20 protein-coding genes are annotated in these 17221 nt (G+C 67.8%); 6 read left to right on the top strand and 14 right to left on the bottom strand.

Features of this window, described 5'->3' with window-relative positions; genetic code table 11:
* Positions 1–120: 120 nt before the first annotated feature.
* From purL to bfr, 5 genes are all read left to right on the top strand, one after another.
* Positions 121–2340 carry a phosphoribosylformylglycinamidine synthase subunit PurL gene (gene purL / locus EO081_RS12410; RefSeq protein WP_129342199.1) on the top strand — a complete coding sequence of 740 codons (2220 nt, stop codon included), beginning with the start codon at positions 121–123 and terminating at the stop codon, positions 2338–2340.
* A gap of 63 nt (positions 2341–2403) precedes the next feature.
* On the top strand, positions 2404–2802 hold the full coding sequence (locus EO081_RS12405; RefSeq protein ID WP_129342198.1) for a hypothetical protein: 399 nt from the start codon (positions 2404–2406) through the stop codon (positions 2800–2802).
* 429 nt (positions 2803–3231) lie between these two features.
* Positions 3232–4488 carry a DUF418 domain-containing protein gene (locus EO081_RS12400; protein WP_129342197.1) on the top strand — a complete coding sequence of 419 codons (1257 nt, stop codon included), beginning with the start codon at positions 3232–3234 and terminating at the stop codon, positions 4486–4488.
* A gap of 92 nt (positions 4489–4580) precedes the next feature.
* Positions 4581–4751, top strand: a complete 171-nt coding sequence (locus EO081_RS12395) for a (2Fe-2S)-binding protein (protein ID WP_125961363.1) — start codon at positions 4581–4583, stop codon at positions 4749–4751.
* Positions 4752–4857: 106 nt separating this feature from the next.
* Positions 4858–5349: a bacterioferritin gene (bfr, locus tag EO081_RS12390; RefSeq protein WP_125961468.1), complete on the top strand. Its 492-nt coding sequence runs from the start codon at positions 4858–4860 to the stop codon at positions 5347–5349.
* Positions 5350–5449: 100 nt separating this feature from the next.
* Here the strand turns inward: bfr and EO081_RS12385 are convergent, their stop codons facing one another.
* The 11 genes from EO081_RS12385 to EO081_RS12335 form a co-directional block, all read right to left on the bottom strand.
* On the bottom strand, positions 5450–6229 hold the full coding sequence (locus EO081_RS12385) for an SDR family oxidoreductase (RefSeq protein WP_129342196.1): 780 nt from the start codon (positions 6227–6229) through the stop codon (positions 5450–5452).
* Positions 6230–6374: 145 nt separating this feature from the next.
* Positions 6375–6578 carry a sulfurtransferase TusA family protein gene (locus EO081_RS12380; RefSeq protein WP_129342195.1) on the bottom strand — a complete coding sequence of 68 codons (204 nt, stop codon included), beginning with the start codon at positions 6576–6578 and terminating at the stop codon, positions 6375–6377.
* Positions 6575–7930, bottom strand: a complete 1356-nt coding sequence (der, locus tag EO081_RS12375; protein ID WP_129342194.1) for a ribosome biogenesis GTPase Der — start codon at positions 7928–7930, stop codon at positions 6575–6577. The genes EO081_RS12380 and der overlap by 4 nt, the downstream gene beginning before the upstream one ends.
* Positions 7931–7948: 18 nt before the next feature.
* The gene (locus EO081_RS12370) at positions 7949–9283 is read right to left on the bottom strand and encodes an outer membrane protein assembly factor BamB family protein (RefSeq protein ID WP_129342193.1); all 1335 of its coding nucleotides are present in this window, start codon (positions 9281–9283) and stop codon (positions 7949–7951) included.
* Positions 9280–10002, bottom strand: a complete 723-nt coding sequence (locus EO081_RS12365) for a tetratricopeptide repeat protein (protein ID WP_129342192.1) — start codon at positions 10000–10002, stop codon at positions 9280–9282. The genes EO081_RS12370 and EO081_RS12365 overlap by 4 nt, the downstream gene beginning before the upstream one ends.
* A gap of 68 nt (positions 10003–10070) precedes the next feature.
* Positions 10071–10937 (bottom strand): 3-methyl-2-oxobutanoate hydroxymethyltransferase, encoded by an 867-nt coding sequence (gene panB / locus EO081_RS12360; RefSeq protein WP_129342191.1) that lies wholly within the window; start codon positions 10935–10937, stop codon positions 10071–10073.
* Between the two features lie 236 nt (positions 10938–11173).
* A complete protein-coding gene (locus EO081_RS12355; RefSeq protein ID WP_129342190.1) occupies positions 11174–11593 on the bottom strand; it encodes a hypothetical protein in 420 nt (139 codons plus the stop codon).
* A gap of 227 nt (positions 11594–11820) precedes the next feature.
* Positions 11821–12192, bottom strand: coding sequence for an arsenate reductase (locus EO081_RS12350; RefSeq protein ID WP_129342189.1), 372 nt, complete (start codon positions 12190–12192; stop codon positions 11821–11823).
* A 125-nt stretch (positions 12193–12317) separates the two neighbouring features.
* Positions 12318–13271: a hypothetical protein gene (locus EO081_RS12345; protein WP_129342188.1), complete on the bottom strand. Its 954-nt coding sequence runs from the start codon at positions 13269–13271 to the stop codon at positions 12318–12320.
* A 225-nt stretch (positions 13272–13496) separates the two neighbouring features.
* Positions 13497–13769: an energy transducer TonB gene (locus EO081_RS17285; protein ID WP_410176409.1), complete on the bottom strand. Its 273-nt coding sequence runs from the start codon at positions 13767–13769 to the stop codon at positions 13497–13499.
* Between the two features lie 333 nt (positions 13770–14102).
* Positions 14103–14462 carry a hypothetical protein gene (locus EO081_RS12335; RefSeq protein ID WP_129342186.1) on the bottom strand — a complete coding sequence of 120 codons (360 nt, stop codon included), beginning with the start codon at positions 14460–14462 and terminating at the stop codon, positions 14103–14105.
* A gap of 241 nt (positions 14463–14703) precedes the next feature.
* Here EO081_RS12335 and EO081_RS12330 point away from each other — a divergent pair, with 241 nt between their 5' ends.
* Positions 14704–14883 (top strand): hypothetical protein, encoded by a 180-nt coding sequence (locus EO081_RS12330; protein WP_129342185.1) that lies wholly within the window; start codon positions 14704–14706, stop codon positions 14881–14883.
* A gap of 72 nt (positions 14884–14955) precedes the next feature.
* Here the strand turns inward: EO081_RS12330 and EO081_RS12325 are convergent, their stop codons facing one another.
* The 3 genes from EO081_RS12325 to EO081_RS17070 form a co-directional block, all read right to left on the bottom strand.
* On the bottom strand, positions 14956–16239 hold the full coding sequence (locus EO081_RS12325) for a family 1 glycosylhydrolase (protein WP_129342184.1): 1284 nt from the start codon (positions 16237–16239) through the stop codon (positions 14956–14958).
* A gap of 102 nt (positions 16240–16341) precedes the next feature.
* Complete coding sequence (locus tag EO081_RS12320) at positions 16342–16764, bottom strand: GNAT family acetyltransferase (protein WP_240697650.1); 423 nt, start codon at positions 16762–16764, stop codon at positions 16342–16344.
* The gene (locus EO081_RS17070) at positions 16761–17147 is read right to left on the bottom strand and encodes a hypothetical protein (RefSeq protein WP_240697649.1); all 387 of its coding nucleotides are present in this window, start codon (positions 17145–17147) and stop codon (positions 16761–16763) included. The genes EO081_RS12320 and EO081_RS17070 overlap by 4 nt, the downstream gene beginning before the upstream one ends.
* Positions 17148–17221: the final 74 nt, after the last annotated feature.

Below are 17221 nucleotides of genomic sequence, written 5' to 3'. Positions count from 1 at the left end.
CGAGCGGACCGCCGGCCCAGGCAAGCGGCCTGTCCGGCAGGGGCGAAAATCCGCAGCCAGCCGCGGCTCGGCGCGCCTGCCCTCTAGCCCGCTCGCGCAGGTGCCGCTAAGGGCTCGCGCATGACCCAGATCACGCCCGAGATCGTCGCCGAGCACGGCCTTTCCCCCGAGGAATATGAGCGCGTCCTGCACGCGATGGGGCGCGAGCCCAATCTGACGGAGCTCGGCATCTTCTCGGTGATGTGGTCCGAGCATTGCTCGTACAAGTCGAGCCGCATTCACCTGAAGAAGCTGCCGACCGAAGGCCCGCAGGTGATCTGCGGTCCGGGTGAGAATGCGGGCGTGGTCGACATCGGCGACGGCCAGGCGGCGATCTTCAAGATGGAGTCGCACAACCACCCGTCCTACATCGAGCCCTACCAGGGCGCGGCGACGGGCGTCGGCGGCATCCTGCGCGACGTGTTCACGATGGGCGCGCGCCCGGTCGCCAACCTGAACGCGCTGCGCTTCGGTCGACCCGATCACCCGAAGATGCGCCACCTGATCGCGGGCGTGGTCCACGGCATCGGCGGCTATGGCAATTGCGTCGGCGTGCCGACGGTGGGCGGCGAGGTGAACTTCCACCCGGCCTATGACGGCAACATCCTGGTCAACGCGATGACCGTGGGCGTCGCTGACACGGACAAGATTTTCTACTCGGCAGCGTCGGGCGTGGGCAATCCGATCGTCTACGTCGGCTCCAAGACCGGCCGCGACGGCATCCACGGCGCGACCATGGCCTCGGCCGACTTCGGCGAGGACTCGGAGGAAAAGCGCCCCACCGTCCAGGTCGGCGACCCCTTCACCGAGAAGCTGCTGATCGAGGCGTGCCTGGAACTGATGGCGTCCGACGCGATCGTCGCGATCCAGGACATGGGTGCGGCCGGCCTCACCTCTTCCTCGGTCGAGATGGCGTCCAAGGGCGGCGTCGGCATCGAGCTGGTGATGGACGATGTTCCCCAGCGCGAAGAGGGCATGACGCCTTATGAGATGATGCTGTCGGAGAGCCAGGAGCGCATGCTCATGGTGCTGAAGCCCGGCCGCGAGGAATTCGCCGAGGCGATCTTCCGCAAGTGGGAGTTGGATTTCGCGATCATCGGCCGCGTCACCGACACCGGCCGCATGGTGCTGAAGTGGAAAGGCGACACCGTCGCCGACATCCCGCTCGCGCCGCTTGCCGACGAGGCGCCGCTCTACGACCGTCCGCACGTGCCGACGCCCAAGCCGGCCGAACTGACGAACGTGCCGGCCTGCACCGATCCGGCCGCGGACCTGTTGAAGCTGATGGGCTCGCCCGACATCGCCAGCCGGCGCTGGATCTGGGAGCAGTACGACCACATGGTCGGCGCCGACACCGTGCAGCGCCCGGGCGGCGACGCCGCGGTGGTGCGCGTCCACGGCACCAAGAAGGCGCTGGCGATCACCACCGACTGCACCCCGCGCTACTGCTTCGCCGACCCGGTCGAGGGCGGCAAGCAGGCTGTGGCCGAGGCGTGGCGCAACCTGACGGCGGTGGGTGCGACCCCGCTCGCGATCACCAACTGCCTGAACTTCGCCAATCCGCAGCGGCCGGAGATCATGGGCCAGATCGTCGGATGCCTGGAGGGCATGGGCCACGCCTGCCGCGCGCTCGACTTCCCGATCGTGTCGGGCAACGTCTCGCTCTACAACGAGTCCAAGGCGACCGGCGGCGGCTCGGCGATCCTGCCCACGCCGGCGATCGGTGGCCTGGGGCTGATGGCCGACTGGGAGAAGTCGATGACCATCGCCTTCAAGCAGACCGGCGACATCATCATCGCGCTGGGCAACCGCTCCGGCCATCTCGGCCAGTCGCTGTGGCTGCGCGAGATCCACGGCCGCGAGGAAGGCCCGCCGCCGCCGGTGGACCTGGATGCCGAGCGTCGCACCGGCGACTATCTCCGCGCCGCGATCACCGCGGGCGTGGTGACGGCGGCGCACGACGTGGCCGACGGCGGCCTGGCGGTGGCGCTGGCCGAAATGGCGCTGGCCGGCAACATCGGCGCGATCCTCGACAAGAAGCAGCCGTACGACAACGCCTGCTCCTTCTTTGGCGAGGACCAGGGCGTGTATCTGGTGACGGTGCACGACCATGCGCTGCTCGACTTCCTGAAGGGCGCGCAGGCGGCCGGCATCGACGCGGAGCCGATCGGCCGCACGATCGGCAGCCGGCTGATCTTCGAACTGGCCGACGGCGACTTCGTCGTGTCGCTGGACGCGCTGCGCCAGGCGCACGAGGGCTTCTTCCCCGACCTGATGGGCGCCGACGCCGCCCTCGCCTGACCCGGGAACTGCGAGGGGCGTGCGGGAGTCTCCTTGGGGTAAGATCCCTCGAGGAGGCCGCGCATGACCCCGGATTCTGCCAGCCTTGCCGCCCAGCTGAACCTCAAGCGCGGGATGCGCGTGTGGGTGAGCGGCGTTCCGCAAGAGATTGCCGCCGCGATCGACGCGACCGTGCCGGGGCTGTCGATCGAGGCGGCGCCGTCCGCGGGCCTGGATGCGGCGCTGGTGGTGGTCCCCTCCCGCGAGGCGCTCGCCACCGCGCTGGAGCGGCTGCGCGGCCTGCTTGCCCCGTCCAGCTTCGTGTGGATCGGCTGGCGCCAGGGCGCACTGGGGCTCGATTCGCCGCAGCTGGGCGACCTGGTCGGACCCGGCTGGCTCGTGGACGTCGAGCCGCTCGTGCTGGTGCCGGGCTGGCGCGCGACCAAGCTGGTACCGCGACGGCGCGAGCGGGTCGGCGGGTAAGGGCGACGGGTTGCGGCGGAGGGACGCAGGCGGGAGCCCACCCCCTCCGTATCATCCTAACGGACGTCGGGATCCGTTGCCGCTGGGGTCGCGAGTTTTTCTTCCGAGACGATGCGCGTCTGGACGCTGACTTTCGTCAGCAGGACGAGGAGATTTCTGCGGGCGGGCGGCTGTCTCCCCCAACGCGCGCCGTATCCCCGCACAGGTGGGGATCCAGGGTGGAGCAGGACGACCCGCGGCGGCGTCCGCAACCCTGGGCTCGTGCCTTCGCAGGAGCACTGGGGGAGGAGGCTGCGGATGCTGCCGACGCCGCACCGCCGCGCTGGCGTGCGCGTCCCAACGCCGCCCGAGCGCGAACCCGTGCTGTCCCACTTCAGCCGCAACCCATCTTCCTATAGCGTCCCCCGTGGGGCGCATGGGGGAACAGCGATGGCGACGACGCAGGCGGACCGGATCGGGTCGCTGGACACGGTGCGCGGGGTGGCGGTGCTCGGCATCCTGCTGATGAACATCGTCGCCTTTGCGATGCCCGATGCGGCGTACATCAATCCCAAGGCCTATGGCGGGCACCAGGGGATCGACCTGGCCGTCTACCTGGTCAACTTCGTGCTGTTCGACGGCAAGATGCGGGGGCTGTTCAGCTTCCTGTTCGGCGCGTCGATGCTGCTGGTGATCGACCGGGCTGCGGCCAAGGACGAGAGCCCGGCGCGGGTGCACTTCGCGCGCATGGCCTGGCTGTTCGCGTTCGGCATCGCCCATCTGCTGCTGTTGTGGTGGGGCGACATCCTGAACCAATATGCGGTGATCGGGGCGATCGCCTATACGTGCCGCAACGCGGGCGTGCGAGCGCTGGTGACCCGCGGGCTGGTGCTCGTGGGGGTAGCGTGGCTGGTGTACGCGATCATGCCGCTCGGCATCCTGGCGATGCAGGCCGGCATCCACGACCCCGATCCGGCGAAGGCCGCCGAGAACGCCCAGTCGCTGCGCGCCTTCATCGACTCCATGGGCGTTCCCAGCCCTGCGCATATCCAGCAGGAGCTGGCGCTGCACCGGGGCAGCTGGAGCGGCCTGGTCGCGCACCGCTGGGGAGAGCTGACGCATTCGCTGTCGGCCACGCTGTTCGTGGGGGCGGAGACGCTGGGCTACATGCTGCTGGGCATGGCGGCGCTGCGTTCGGGGATGCTGACGGGCGCCTGGCCGCGGGCGCGCTATTGCCGCTGGATGCTGGTCGGCTTCGGCATCGGCATCCCCGGCTATGCGCTGCTCGCCGCCTGGCTCGTCTCGCGCGACTTCGAGTTGCTGGCGGTGGCGACCGCGACGATGGCCTTCGCCACGCCGCTGCGCGTGCCGATGATCCTGGGGTGGGCGTGCCTGATCCTGCTGCTGGCGCGGCCGGGCGGCGGGCTTGGCGAGCGGATCGCCGCGGCCGGACGGATGGCGTTCACCAACTATCTGACCACCAGCATCGTGATGACCACGATCTTCTACGGCTATGGCCTGGGCTGGTACGGCACGCTGTCGCGCGCGGCGCTCTATCCGATCGTCCTCGCCATGTGGGGGGCGATGCTGCTTTGGTCGCCGGCCTGGCTCTCGCGCTTTCGCTACGGCCCGTTCGAGTGGCTGTGGCGGTCGCTGGCGCGACTCGAACTCCAGCCCATGAGAAAGACGGCCGCCCTGCCCGGCTGAGGACGCACCATCCAAAATTGCGAATGCGTCGCAAAACAGTTGCGAGTTGTTCGCAAGGACGCTACCCGATCCGCGTCAACAAGGAATCGGCAATGGTCGTCTGCGTTTGCAATGCGATTCGAGAAGACGAAGTCCGGCGGGCCGCGCGGTCCGGCGCGATGAGTGCCTGCCAGGCCTATCGCGCGCTCGGCCGGCAGGCGAAGTGCGGACAATGCGTGCCATTCGCACGCGAGATCATCGACGAAGAGCGCGCGATTGCGTGACGCTCGCAGGTAGAAAAACCGCAGATTTCCGCCGTTTTTCGCCTGTTCAAACCGGGATCATCCCCGTAGATTCACGCCCGTAATTTACCAGCAAGGGCATGTGAACGTGAAGGGTGATCCCAAGGTCGTCGAATTCCTCAACGAGACGCTCCGGAACGAGCTGACGGCGATCAACCAATATTGGTTGCACTACCGGATGTTCGATCACTGGGGGGTGTACAAGCTCGCCAAGTTCGAGCGCGAGGAATCGATCGAGGAGATGAAGCACGCCGACCGGCTGGCGGAGCGCATCCTCTTCCTGGACGGGCTGCCCAACTTCCAGCTGCTCGGACGTCTCCGCATCGGCGAGACCGTGGTTGAGGCGATCAAGGCCGACCTGGCGCTGGAGCTGGAAGCCGTCGCGCAGCTGCGCGAGGCGATTGCGTACTGCGAGAGCGTCCGCGACTTCGTCAGCCGCGATCTGTTCGCCGAGATCCTCGAGAATGAGGAAGAGCATGTCGACACGCTGGAGCGCCAGTTCGAGATGATCGAGCGCATGGGCCTGGAGAACTACATCGCCCTCAATGCGAAGTCGGAATATGACGTGAAGGAAGGCTGAGCCTCCCTACCCGTTTCCGAAAAGATGGGGCCGGCGGCGACGCCGGCCCCTTTTTTTGTGCGCGGCCGGGGCCAAGCGGGGCCTGGCCCGGGTTCTTGCGTCAGCCGGGGGAAGCCGCCGAGCCCGCCAGCAGGCCGCCGTCGACGTGGATCTCGGTGCCGGTGACGTAGGTCGCCTCGTCCGAGGCGAGCGTCACCGCGAGTGCCGCGACTTCCTCGGGCATGCCGAAGCGCCTGAGCGGGGTGTCGGCCACCAACGCCTGCATCCTCGCCTCCCGACCCGGGCCGCTTCCCAGCATCGGCTCCCACATGGGGGTGAGAATGGCGGCCGGGTGGATCGAGTTGCAGCGGATCTGCCAGCCCTGCTGCGCGCAATAGAGCGCGACCGTCTTGCTGTGGTTGCGGATCGCGGCCTTGGACGCGGCATAGGCCGCCGCACCCGGAATGCCGACCAGCCCCGAGCGCGAGGAGATGTTGAGGATCGAACCCGTCCCCGTCCCCCTCATCGCGCCGATCGCGTAGCGACAGCCGAGAAAGGTGCCGTCCAGGTTGACGCGGTGTACGGCGCGCCAGTCCGCGAGGCTGGCGTGTTCTGGGTCGTGGGGCACCATGCCCCCCTCGAACCCGGTGATGCCGGCATTGTTGACCACCACATCGGCCACCGGGACGATGCCGGCCAGCCGCGCCCAGTCGCCTTCCTCGCGCACGTCGAGGGGTTCGAACCGGCAGCCGATCTCGGCGGCCGCAGCCGCTCCCGAGACGGCGTCGATGTCGGTCAGGATGACGATTGCCCCTTCGTCGTGGAAGCGGGCGGCGATGGCGCGGCCGATGCCACGCGCGGCGCCGGTGACGACGCACGTCTTGTTCTTCAGTCGTTGCATGATGTTCTCGAAACAGAGTCCGGTCGGCGGATCGCTCCGCTGGCGCAGGTTTTGCCGCCTTAGCGGTAACGCTGGATCATTTCGAAAACTCCCGAGAACGGGGGGGTGGTACGCCGGCGGGTCGCCGGTGGCAATCCGCCGCGGCTCAGGCGGCGGGACGGACTTCGAAGCGGGCGTCGGCGAGGCGGATCAGGCGGCGGCCGGCGGCCTCGGCCACGGCACGCATCTCGCGTTCGGCATTGGGATCGTCGGCGAGAACCTCGAACGGCTCCGGCTGCTCCCCCAGGCGGAGCGCCCTGGCCAGGCGCAGGGCCGGCCAGGGGCAGCGCAGGCCGCGGGCGTCGATCATCCGTCCTTGTTGTCGAACGGGTTCTTGGGCGCGCGCAGGTTCAGGCGCACCGGCACCGCACCGAAATCGAACTCGCGGCGGATGCCGTTGATGAGGTAGCGCTTGTAGCTTTCCGGCAGCATGTCGACGCGCGTGCCGAACAGCACGAAGCTGGGCGGACGCGTGTTGTTCTGCGTGATGTAGCGCATCTTGATGCGCTTGCCGCCCGGTGCGGGCGGCGGATTGGCCTCGATCGCGCGGTCGAACCAGCGGTTGAGCTGGCCGGTCGACACGCGGCGGCTCCAGGCCTCGCGCGTCTCGAACGCGACCTTGAGCAGCGTGTCGATGCCCTTGCCGCTGAACGCGGAGACGGTAAGCAGCGGCACGCCCTTGGCCTGCGCCAGCCCCTCTTCCAGCGCGCCCTTGACGCCGTTGAACAGGCTGGAGGCGTTCTCCGCCACGTCCCATTTGTTGAGGGCGATCACCAGCGCGCGGCCTTCCTGGAGGACGCGATCGGCGATCTTGATGTCCTGCACCTCCAGCCCGCGGGTGGCGTCGAGCAGCAGCACGACGACCTCGGCGAAGTCGACCGCACGCAGCGCGTCGGCGACCGAGAGCTTTTCCAGCTTCTCCTGCACGCGCGCGCGCTTGCGCATGCCGGCGGTGTCGATCAGGCGGACCGGGCGGCCCTCCCATTCCCATTCGATCGCGATCGAGTCGCGGGTGATGCCCGCCTCCGGCCCGGTGATGAGCCGGTCCTGGCCGAGCATGCGGTTGATGAGCGTCGACTTGCCCGCGTTCGGGCGGCCGACGATCGCGAGCTTGAGCGGCGCGTCGGGGGATTCGGGATCCTCCTCCGGCTCGTCCTCGTCCTCCCGGTCGACGAACGGGCGCAGCGCGTCGAACAGGTCGACCACGCCCTCGCCATGCTCGGCAGACAGCGGCACGGGATCGCCGAAGCCGAACGCCATCGCCTCGATCACGCCGGTCTCGCCCGCCCGGCCCTCCGCCTTGTTGGCGAGCACCACGACCGGGCGGTCGGCGGCACGCAGCCAGCGGGCGATTTCCTCGTCCAGCGGGGTCACGCCGGCGCGGGCGTCGATCATGAACAGCGCGACGTCGGCGTCCATGACGGCCGCCTCGGTCTGCTGGCGCATGCGGCCGGGCAGGCTTTGCGGGTCCTCATCCTCGAACCCGGCGGTGTCGATGATCCGGAACTCCAGGCCGAGGAGGTTGGCATCCCCCTCCCGCCGGTCGCGCGTGACGCCCGGCTGGTCGTCGACAAGCGCGAGCCGCTTGCCGACGAGCCGGTTGAACAGCGTCGACTTGCCCACATTGGGGCGTCCGATAATGGCGACGGTAGGAAGCGGCATATCCGTTTTCAGCAGCGATCAGCGCCAGGCGCTGATCGTGCCCGAATCATCGAGCAGGTAGAGGGTCGAGTTGGCGACCACCGGCGAGAGGCCGATCGGGCCGTTGGAAGCCTCGAGGGTGGCGCTGACATTGCCGTCCTCGGGCGAGGCGTAGACCAGCTGGCCTTCGGAGTTGGCGAGCACCAGGCGGTTGCCGGCGAGCACCGGGCCGACCCACAGGATCGGGCCCTTCTTCTTCTTCTCGTTCTTGTAGCGGGGCAGCTGGTGCATCCAGCGGACCTTGCCGCTGCCGCGCGCGACGCAGAGCAGGCGCGCATCGTCGGTGACGACGAACAGCCATTCCCCGGCGACCGCAGGGGTCGAGATGCCGGCGAGGTTCTGCTCCCACAGGCGCTGGCCGCTGGTGACCTCGAGCGCGACCATGCGACCGCCCTGGCCGACCGCATAGGCGCGGCCGGCGTCGATCACCGGCTCCGCATCGATGTCCGCGAGCGAGGAGACCGAGGTGGTGGCGCTGGTGCGCGACAGGCTGTCCGTCCAGAGCGAGCGGCCGTTCTCGTAGCGGTAGGCGTTGAGCTCGCCCGAGGAGAAGCCGGCGACCACCGTGCCCTGTGCCGAGGCGGGGGCTGCGACGCCGAACACGCCCTGGCTCTCGACCGAGCCGGCCTGGGTCCAGACGACGGTGCCATCGGCCTGCGCCAGCGCGAACAGCTGGTTGTCCTGGCTGACGACATAGACCTGGTCGTTGGCGACCGTGGGGGCACCGCGCAGCGGGCCGCCCGGCTTGGCGCGCCACACTTCGGCACCGTCCGCCACGTTGAGCGCGACCACGTCGCCGAGGCCGTTGGTGGCGAACAGGCGCCCTTCCCCGACGCTCACGCCGCCGCCGAAGCGCGCCGCCTGGTTGCCCTTGTCGGCATCCTTGACGGTGGTGGCCGTCCAGCCGGCGGCGCCGGTGGTCGCGTCGAAGGAATGAACCACGCCGTCCACGTCCATGACGTAGAGACGGCCGCCGGCGACCACCGGGGCCGCGGCCAGGCGGACGCGGGTGGTGCCGCCGGGAATGCGGGCGCTCCACACGCGGCTGGGCGAGGCGCCGAGCGCGAGATGGCCCATCGCCTTCGACTCGTTGCCGCCCGGCTGGGTCCAGTCGACGTTGGCGACCGGCGGCGGCAGCAGCACCTGCACGGCGGCGAGCGACGGATCGACCGTCACGTCGTTCTCCGCGGACAAGATCGGCACGCGCTCGCCGAGGATCGGCGTCTTGCGCTTGCCATCGCCCTTGAAGATGCCGCAGCCGCCGAGCAGCGAAAGCGCTGCCACGGCCGTCATCAGCTTCGCGCTGGTCCTCATCCTGCGTTCTTTTCCTCTGAGGTGGGGGTCGTCGGCGCCTTGGGGGCGGGCGCGTCTACGCCAAGAGCACTCGCCATCTGAACCGCACGTTGCCGGATCGATTCCGGCACGCTTTCGGTCTGGGCCATTTCCCCGAACATCTTGCCGGCCAGGTCGCGGCGACCCAGGCGGACATAGGCGATCGCGACCATTTCGCCGGCGCTGCCGAACCAGGGGCTCTGCTTGCTGGCGAGGCCGCGCAGCCGATCGACGACGGCCTGGGGCTTCAACGTGTCATATTCGGCCGCGGTCTGGCGCAGGAGCGCGAGATCGCGGAACTCGCCCGGAAGCGAGCTGTCGTTCGCGACCTCGGCGAACTTGGCGGCGGCGCCCTTCAGATCCTGCTTGTTGAGCAGGATGTCGGCCTGCACGAACTTGGCCGAGGCGCGGTAGCCGTCGCTGCCGGAGTTCTCGAGCTTGGCGAGCGCCCCGGTGGCGGCATTGACCTTGCTTGCGCCCAGGTCGTCCATCGCCTGCTGCAGCAGCACGCCCTGTTCGGCCGCCTTCTCCTTCTGGTGGTGCTGCCACCAGATCCAGCCGCCGAATGCCGCCAGCACTGCGACGATCGCCACCGCGACCCACAGGCCGTAGCGGCGGCCGAAGCTCGCCACCTGGTCGCGCCGCAGCTCCTCGTCGACTTCGCGCAGGAAGGCCTGGTTGTTCTGGGGGGTGAGCGCCAAGTCCTACTCCATGCGTGCGGCGAACGAAGCGCGCTATCTAGCGGCGCGCGAGGGGAAACGAAAGCCGTTCAGACCCTGGGTTGATAGAGGTGTTCCGCGGCGGGAAACGCACGCGACCGCACTTCCCCCGCATAGGCTTCAACCGCGGCCGAAATACGGCCGGCGAGATCCTCGTAGCGCTTCACGAACCGCGCGGTGCGATCGAACAGGCCGAGCATGTCCTCTCCCACCAGCACCTGCCCGTCGCACCGGGCCGACGCGCCTATGCCGATGGTTGGGCAGGCGACGCGGTCGGTCACCTCGATCGCGATCGGCTCCAGGACGCCCTCGATCACGACCATGAAGGCGCCGGCCTCTGCAATGGCGACGCCGTCGGCGACGATCTTGGCGGCCTCCACCTCGCTGCGGCCGCGCGCGCCATAGCCGCCCAGCAGGTTCACCGCCTGGGGCGTGAGGCCGACGTGGCCGATCACGGGGATGCCGCGCTCGGTGAGGAAGCGCACGGTCGGCGCCATCGCCTCCCCGCCCTCCAGCTTCACCGCAGCGGCGCCGGTTTCCTTGAGCAGCCGCGCGGCGCTTTCGAAGGCCTGGGCGGGGCTCGCCTCATAGCTGCCGAAGGGCATGTCGATCGCGACCAGCGCGTGATCGCTGCCGCGCACCACCGCCGCGCCATGCGCAGCCATCATCTCCAGCGTGACGGGCACCGTCGAGGGAAGGCCGTAGATCACCTGCGCCAGGCTGTCGCCGACGAGCAGCACGTCGCAATGCGGATCGAGCAGCTGCGCCATGCGCGCGGTATAGGCGGTGATCATCACCAGCGGCTCGGCATCGGCACCCTTGCGGGCGCGGAGCGCCGGCACGGTCAGCCGCTTGGCGGGAGGAGACGCGGGATCGGCACGACGTGCGCCGCCCTCGATGGAAGAGGTGGTGGACATGGGCGCGGAATAGAGGCTGCGGCGCCCGCGCGCCAGTCACCCTCCGAATGACCCCCTGGACCGATCGGATCCACGGCCGGGCACAGGCATCATGCCCAGACCCGGCCAGCAGCGTCCTGGACCCCGCCGCGAGCGATCACAAGCGCCGGCACGTGCATGGCATTGCCGGGGCGAGGCTCGCGTGCATCAAGCTCCCTGGTTGGGCGCAGGCGTGAAGGAGGGCATACCCGCCTTCTTCATGTGAACGTGGCGACCGAATAGTAGCAACGATTCGACGAGCACGAGAACATCTTGGCGTTGACGGTGTATTCGACGCCCGGATCTGGATAGAAGGCGACGATGGGAACATCGTCGTCGGTCGTGTCGGCTACAACCAGATAGCCGTTCTGGTCGACGACCTCCAGGTCCATGTCACTGCAATCAGCATCGCAGAAGCCGTGCAGTTCCAGTCGGCCGTTGAAGTCGGTCCGCAGCCGATGCCGAACGAAACTTCCCTCGTTCACATGACCGACAAAGCCTTGTCGCAACGTCAGGTTCCGATGTTGACTAACGCAATGCTCGAACTGGCTGACGACAACCTGCACGGCGCTTTGCGCGTATAGTGGAGAGGCGACAGCAAGCAACGCGATTGCACCAGCGATGTAGGGCTTCCTCATGACAACCCCCTATGTGCCTAGTCGGAAAAACTATGCCCAAGGGATAAATACGACTCGGGACAGTTCCGACCGACCGAGCTTATCTATGTTCCGCATCCTCACCAGTGATGTTCGCGATGAAAAACACGGATCGGGTCGCGAGAAAATACCTAGGCTTTCAAGTAAGTACTTGGTACCGAGGAAGCTCTTGGAGATCGAAAGCTCTGCCAGCCGTGCGGAAGAGTCGATCAGCAGGGAGAAGCAGAAGACTGGGACGCGAAAGCCGCCTCCCACTCCTCCGGCTTGAACCCTACCAGCAGCCCTCCAGGGTATTCGACGATCGGCCGCTTGATGGTGGACGGCTGGGCAGCCATCACTTCCGTCGCCTTGTCCCCTTCCATCTCGACTTTGACCGCATCGGGCAGCCGCTTGTACGTCGTGCCCGCCTTGTTCAGGACCCGCGCCAGTCCGGCCTGCGCGATCCAGCCGGCGATCCGTTCGGGGTCCGCGCCCTGCTTCTTGTAGTCGTGGAATTCGTGATCGATGCCGCGTTCGGCCAACCACAGCCGTGCCTTCTTGACGGTGTCGCAGTTGGGGATCCCGTACAGAACGATCGTCATCGTGGCTCGCCTTTACCTGAATGCGCCGCAGCTATTGCCCCCCGCCCTATCGGTCGGGGCGCAGGTGCGAAAGGCCGGGGCGGCCGCCTCATCCGCCGTTGACGATCTAAGGCGGCAGCGCCCAGTCAGCTCGCGCGGTAGGCGCGGCCGGACTGGATCAGGCGCTGGCGGGCGGTGTTGCCCGGGACGGCGATGTGGGTGGCGGGATCGAACTCCTTGCCGACACCGGGCGCATTGGCGGGGACCCAGATCTCTACCACCGTGTTGGTGTAGCTGCTGGGCAGGTAGCGGACCCAATAGCCGTCCGGATGGTGGCTCCAGCGGCCGTTCGGCACGTCGCGGCTGCCGGCCCCCACGGGAGCCATGCCGGCGAGCACCGCCACGCGCTCCAGCTCGCCGTAGCTGGTGCCGGGGGTGGTCAGCATCTGGCGCAGGTCCGCTTCCGCGCGGAGCACGGCGCGCACCTCAGACGGCAGGTTGTCCGCGATCGGGCCGGACGAGAGCATGTCGAGCACGCCGCGGTTGAGTCCGGCGAGCTGGCGCGGGGTCAGCAGCTGGGCGGCGGCGGCGCGATGCTCGTTGGACATGTCCTCCAGCTTCGCGCGCGAGAGGATCGCCCACAGCAGCGCCTGGATGGTGTGCTGGTCGATCTCCGGGTGCTGGACCGAGTTGCGGACGATGGTGATCACCGCGTCCTTGGCCGCGCCGAGCGGCGGGGCGTAGAGATAGCCGTCGCCGTTGCCCGGCCCGTGGGTGCCGGCGTGCAGGCAGTAGCTCTGGTCGTGGAAGCTGTAATAGCCCGGCTGCAGGACGAAGCCGCCGTTGGGCGTGCGCTGCAGTTCGGCGAGGTTGCGCTTGGCTTCCCGCGGCACGAAGCCGTCCTGGCTGGGATCGCCCCAGCGCGCGTCGGGAAGGCTGGTGGTGATCGGTTCCTTGCGCAGGCTGGGCATCGAGACGCCCGCACGCTTGGCGAGATCGCCGAGCATGCCGAACTGCGCATCCGCGGGGACGGCGCCCCAGGCGAGCATCGACACGGAAACCGACGCAAGAACCTTGATCCACACGGTGCGCAAAGTCATTCCCCCTGATGTACTGGCCCGATAGTCGGCGGCCTCAGTAACGAGGGGACCGATAGCTGTGAAGCTGGTTCGAGAACTTGGGCGCAGCCCTGGTTCTGTATGCAGCCGTCAAGCGGCGGATCGACGAGACATGGCAGACGTGGTGGAAAGCGAGTGGCGGACGACTGCCTGGCGGCTGAAGTGGTACGCCGACATTCGCGCTGCAGCGAAGCGGGCGTCGAAGGTTCAATCCTTCGGCAACCGCCATGTCATGGGAAACCGAGCGTCTCCTTCCACGGCTCGGCCATTCTCGTCGCGAGCCGGATCAAACCGCACGCTGCGAACGAATGCGCAACTTGCGTCATCAAGGCTAGTGGACCCACTCGTTTCCGTGATCGAACACGTGGTCACCTTGCCCTTCGAACTCACATGAACAGTGAGGGTGGTCGTCCCATCCTGACGCCGTTTCAGCGCCTCGGCCGGATAGGCAGACTTTCCAATCGAGCCGCCCTGCCGCATCGCGGGCTTCGGCGGCGAGATCGCCACTCCTTGTGACGGAGGGCTCGGCTGAACCTGTAAAGCGCCCCCTGCCAAACTCACCAGCATTACCATCATAGGGGGCATTCTTCGCTCCAGAGGCTTCGACCACCAGTGTGTCGCACGGGAAGCAATCGGGCAATGCTGACGAGTTACCGAACGCCCGAAACTAGGCGATTGCTGCCGTTTACCCCGAGCCACCGCAGAACGACCTGATTTGGTGGTTAGCTGCCCGTCGGATTTGAGCGGAGACACGACAGCGGGGCCGTCGGCGAACCTCAAGCTTACCCTATTGCCCAGGTTGTGGAGCTCCGGTCAGCAGGGGACATGCCAATATACGCCGTGCTCCAGTTCTGACCAGCATTCGACGAGCGTTGTCGCATCCTGCTTGTATGGAGCAAAGCTATACCCCCAGCCGCCATCAAAAAACGGCTTTGTCGTAATATCCACCATGCCGTGGTGGACCGTCACAGAATACGGCTCCAACTTGGCGATAGAAGGTGGCCACTTTCCTTTCGGGATGTCAGCGGACTGGTCTGACGGCCCGAGCGGATGAGTCGCCATCAGATGCTCGGCATCGGCTGCGATTGCCTCCAATTGCGCTTGATTATGAGTGGGATGCGGGAAAGCACAATATATTGCCAGCGCGATCAAGACGATGATTGGGAGGACCATGCGCAGACACCCTTTCACTTTGGCTTCTCCGTGGCGTGCGTGTCCGTGCCTCGATGTTCTCGATCCTACAGGTCCCAAGACTGTCCGCAATCAGGCATCGATAGATCGGTCGAGAACGAATTGATCCGGGCGTTAGCGGCCGTTTGCGTTTGGGTTTCACGGTCGAGCCCTCAGGACGCGGCGCCGGTTGGAACCGGGGGCGGGCCGGCGGGTTGGCTCTGTGGCAAGACGGAGGTTCGACGTGGCTCAGAAAGGTGCAGGCGGCAATCCCGGGGCGATCACCACCAAGGGCGGCGACGGTGCGCGTGGCAGCACCGGCACCGGTCGTGGCGGCGGAACCGGTACGGGTGCACGCAAGACCGCGACCAAGAAGGCGCCCGACAAGGCTGGCGACAAGGAAACCACGCGCGATGATTCCTGAGGGTTCGTCGCGTCAGGGCAGCGGTTTGACTGCGGCAGAACTGCTTGCCGCCGCGGATGCGTCGTCCTGCCCCTAAGGCGCGGAATTCCCCCTACGGGCGGTGGCCTCGACCTCCTGCTCCCATGCATCGGGCGCATCGCTTGCGGCGGGCGGCACGACCGGGACCACCAGGCACAGGCTCTGCGCCGGCAGCACGTCGCGCCAGTCGGCGATCAGCTGCTTGTACGCCTTGCCGACCGGGCGGATGTTGCGATCGAGGTCGTAGAGGCCGACCGGCGTCACCCGGCCGTTCTGTTCGCGCAGCGCCGTGTCCCAGTCCATCTGATGGGTCAGCGAGTACCAGGTGAAGCCGACGGTCGGGATGCCGACGTTGCGCAGGCGCAGGACATTGGCCCATTCCTTCCACAGCCAGTTGACGCCCTCGTCGCCGTTCGGTCCCTCGGCGATGTTGGTCTCGGTGTGCATCACCGGCAGGCCGTAGCGCCCGTAATATTGGCGGGTGATCTCGCTGTAGCCGAACACTTCGCCCGAGGCCCAGGTGCGACCATCCTGGTGCACGCGATGCTCGTTGGTCCAGTAGTAATCGGTGCCGAGGATGCAGTGCTGCTTCAGGCGGTTGCCGAGGAAGAAGTGGTACTCCTCCCGTGTCATGCCGTTGTCCATCAGATACTCGTACATCTCACTGTTGACCCGGCGGCCGTAGTTGAGGTCGAGGCTGAGGAAGCGGCGCGCGTTCATGATCTCGGCCGGGTGGATCGCGGCCGGGCTGTCGGCGTGGAAATATTCCGAGGATTCGCTCTGGATGAAGATGGCGTCCGGCCGATGCTGCAGGATCGCCTGCATCGCGCGGACGTTCGCCTTCACGATGTGCTTGAGCGCGGTGACGAAGGCGCGGTCGCTTGCCAGCTGCTCGTTCCACCAGCCGTAGAGCGCGGAGAAGACCGCGCAGATGAACATCTCGTTGACCGGCGTGTAGAGCTGCACCCAGGGATAGCGCCGCGCGAAGGCCGCGGCATAGTCGGCGAACAGCTCCGGAAAGTCCGGGTTCTGGAAGTCGCCGATGAAGTCCGGCACGCCGAAGTGGCAGAGATCGACGATGGGCGTGATGTCGCGGCGGCGCAGGTCGCCGAGGGTCAGGTCCGCGAATTCCCAGTCGTACTTGCCCGCGCCCAGCAGCGTCTTGTGCAGTGGCGGACCGAAGCGGAGGAAGCGGATACCGAGATCCTCAACCAGGTCGAAATCCTCGCGCCAGCGCGCATAATGGCCGCAGGACTCCATCTGGTCGACGCGGGTGCGGCCGTTGTCGATGGTGGGGATGCTGTTCTCGATCCCCGTGCAGAACATGAAATTGGCCATCCGCGTTCCTCGACGCCCGGTCGGATCGCGGGGGCGCGGGCCGGACAGGCATGCGAACGCGAGCCGCGCGGCAAAGGTTTCGGAAGCGCCGGGGCCGCCCCGTCAGGCGGGATCGGGATCCAGGAAGCGGCCGAGCGTGACGACGTCCTGGGGGGCGAGCCCCAGCCGATCGTAGAAGGCGAGCGCATCGGCATTGCCGGCGCGGACCATCAGCTGGATCTTGGGACAGCCGCGGGCACGCAGCCACGACTCCGCCGCCCCCATCAGCGTGCGGCCGAGCCCGTGGCGACGGTGGTCGGGGGCGACGGCGAGATAATAGACCCAGCCGCGGTGGCCGTCATAGCCGACCATGACGCTGCCGATCAGCGCCCGGCCGTCGCGCAGCACCAGCACCGTCGAATCCGCGGCGGCGAGCGCGCGGGCGAAATCGGCAGCAGGATCGTTCCAGGGCCGCGTCAGCCCCGCCGCCTGCCACAGCGAGACCACGGCGGCGGCGTCGCCGGGGCCGGCCTCTACCGGCGTCACGGGCAGCGGATGCGGGTGGCGGTGGCGCCGTCGACGGTGACGGCCAGCCGCTCGCCGCGGGACCTCGCGAGCCGATAGCGCCGCCCGGTGGTGATGCCGTCGACCTCCGCCGAGGTGTCGACGTCGACCGCACCATCGGCGGCGGTGGTGACCGCGTCGATGCGGGCGCCGGCGATGCGATCCGCCGTCACCTCGAGCGGCTGGACACAGGCCGCGTCCTCACCCCAGCGGCCGAGCATCGCCGGCGGCAGGCTGGTCGCGGCGGCTTGCGGCGGCAGCGCCGGATCCGAACGCGGCGCCTCGTCCGAACAGGCGACCAACAGCAGCGGCAGCACCGCAGCCGCCAGCCCCATGCCCCCGACCCGGCCGTTCCGTACGTTCATTCTCGCCCCTCCCCTGCAAGCTGCCCGCATAGCCAAGCGCCTGCGCCGCCGCCAGAGCCGCCAGGGATCGGATC

Source organism: Sphingomonas desiccabilis (genome assembly GCF_004135605.1).
Lineage (GTDB): Bacteria > Pseudomonadota > Alphaproteobacteria > Sphingomonadales > Sphingomonadaceae > Sphingomonas > Sphingomonas desiccabilis.
Note: the sequence above shows the minus strand (reverse complement) of the source record. Positions and strands in the feature narration are given on the sequence as shown.

Excerpts from the sequence above, each read along its gene's own strand:
- purL (WP_129342199.1), top strand. The coding sequence starts at position 121 with ATGACCCAGATCACGCCCGAGATCGTCGCCGAGCACGGCCTTTCCCCC.
- EO081_RS12405 (WP_129342198.1), top strand. The coding sequence starts at position 2,404 with ATGACCCCGGATTCTGCCAGCCTTGCCGCCCAGCTGAACCTCAAGCGC.
- EO081_RS12400 (WP_129342197.1), top strand. The coding sequence starts at position 3,232 with ATGGCGACGACGCAGGCGGACCGGATCGGGTCGCTGGACACGGTGCGC.
- EO081_RS12395 (WP_125961363.1), top strand. The coding sequence starts at position 4,581 with ATGGTCGTCTGCGTTTGCAATGCGATTCGAGAAGACGAAGTCCGGCGG.
- EO081_RS12385 (WP_129342196.1), bottom strand. The coding sequence starts at position 6,229 with ATGCAACGACTGAAGAACAAGACGTGCGTCGTCACCGGCGCCGCGCGT.
- EO081_RS12380 (WP_129342195.1), bottom strand. The coding sequence starts at position 6,578 with ATGATCGACGCCCGCGGCCTGCGCTGCCCCTGGCCGGCCCTGCGCCTG.
- der (WP_129342194.1), bottom strand. The coding sequence starts at position 7,930 with ATGCCGCTTCCTACCGTCGCCATTATCGGACGCCCCAATGTGGGCAAG.
- EO081_RS12370 (WP_129342193.1), bottom strand. The coding sequence starts at position 9,283 with ATGAGGACCAGCGCGAAGCTGATGACGGCCGTGGCAGCGCTTTCGCTG.
- panB (WP_129342191.1), bottom strand. The coding sequence starts at position 10,937 with ATGTCCACCACCTCTTCCATCGAGGGCGGCGCACGTCGTGCCGATCCC.
- EO081_RS12355 (WP_129342190.1), bottom strand. The coding sequence starts at position 11,593 with ATGAGGAAGCCCTACATCGCTGGTGCAATCGCGTTGCTTGCTGTCGCC.
- EO081_RS12350 (WP_129342189.1), bottom strand. The coding sequence starts at position 12,192 with ATGACGATCGTTCTGTACGGGATCCCCAACTGCGACACCGTCAAGAAG.
- EO081_RS12345 (WP_129342188.1), bottom strand. The coding sequence starts at position 13,271 with ATGACTTTGCGCACCGTGTGGATCAAGGTTCTTGCGTCGGTTTCCGTG.
- EO081_RS17285 (WP_410176409.1), bottom strand. The coding sequence starts at position 13,769 with ATGCGGCAGGGCGGCTCGATTGGAAAGTCTGCCTATCCGGCCGAGGCG.
- EO081_RS12335 (WP_129342186.1), bottom strand. The coding sequence starts at position 14,462 with ATGGTCCTCCCAATCATCGTCTTGATCGCGCTGGCAATATATTGTGCT.
- EO081_RS12325 (WP_129342184.1), bottom strand. The coding sequence starts at position 16,239 with ATGGCCAATTTCATGTTCTGCACGGGGATCGAGAACAGCATCCCCACC.
- EO081_RS17070 (WP_240697649.1), bottom strand. The coding sequence starts at position 17,147 with ATGAACGTACGGAACGGCCGGGTCGGGGGCATGGGGCTGGCGGCTGCG.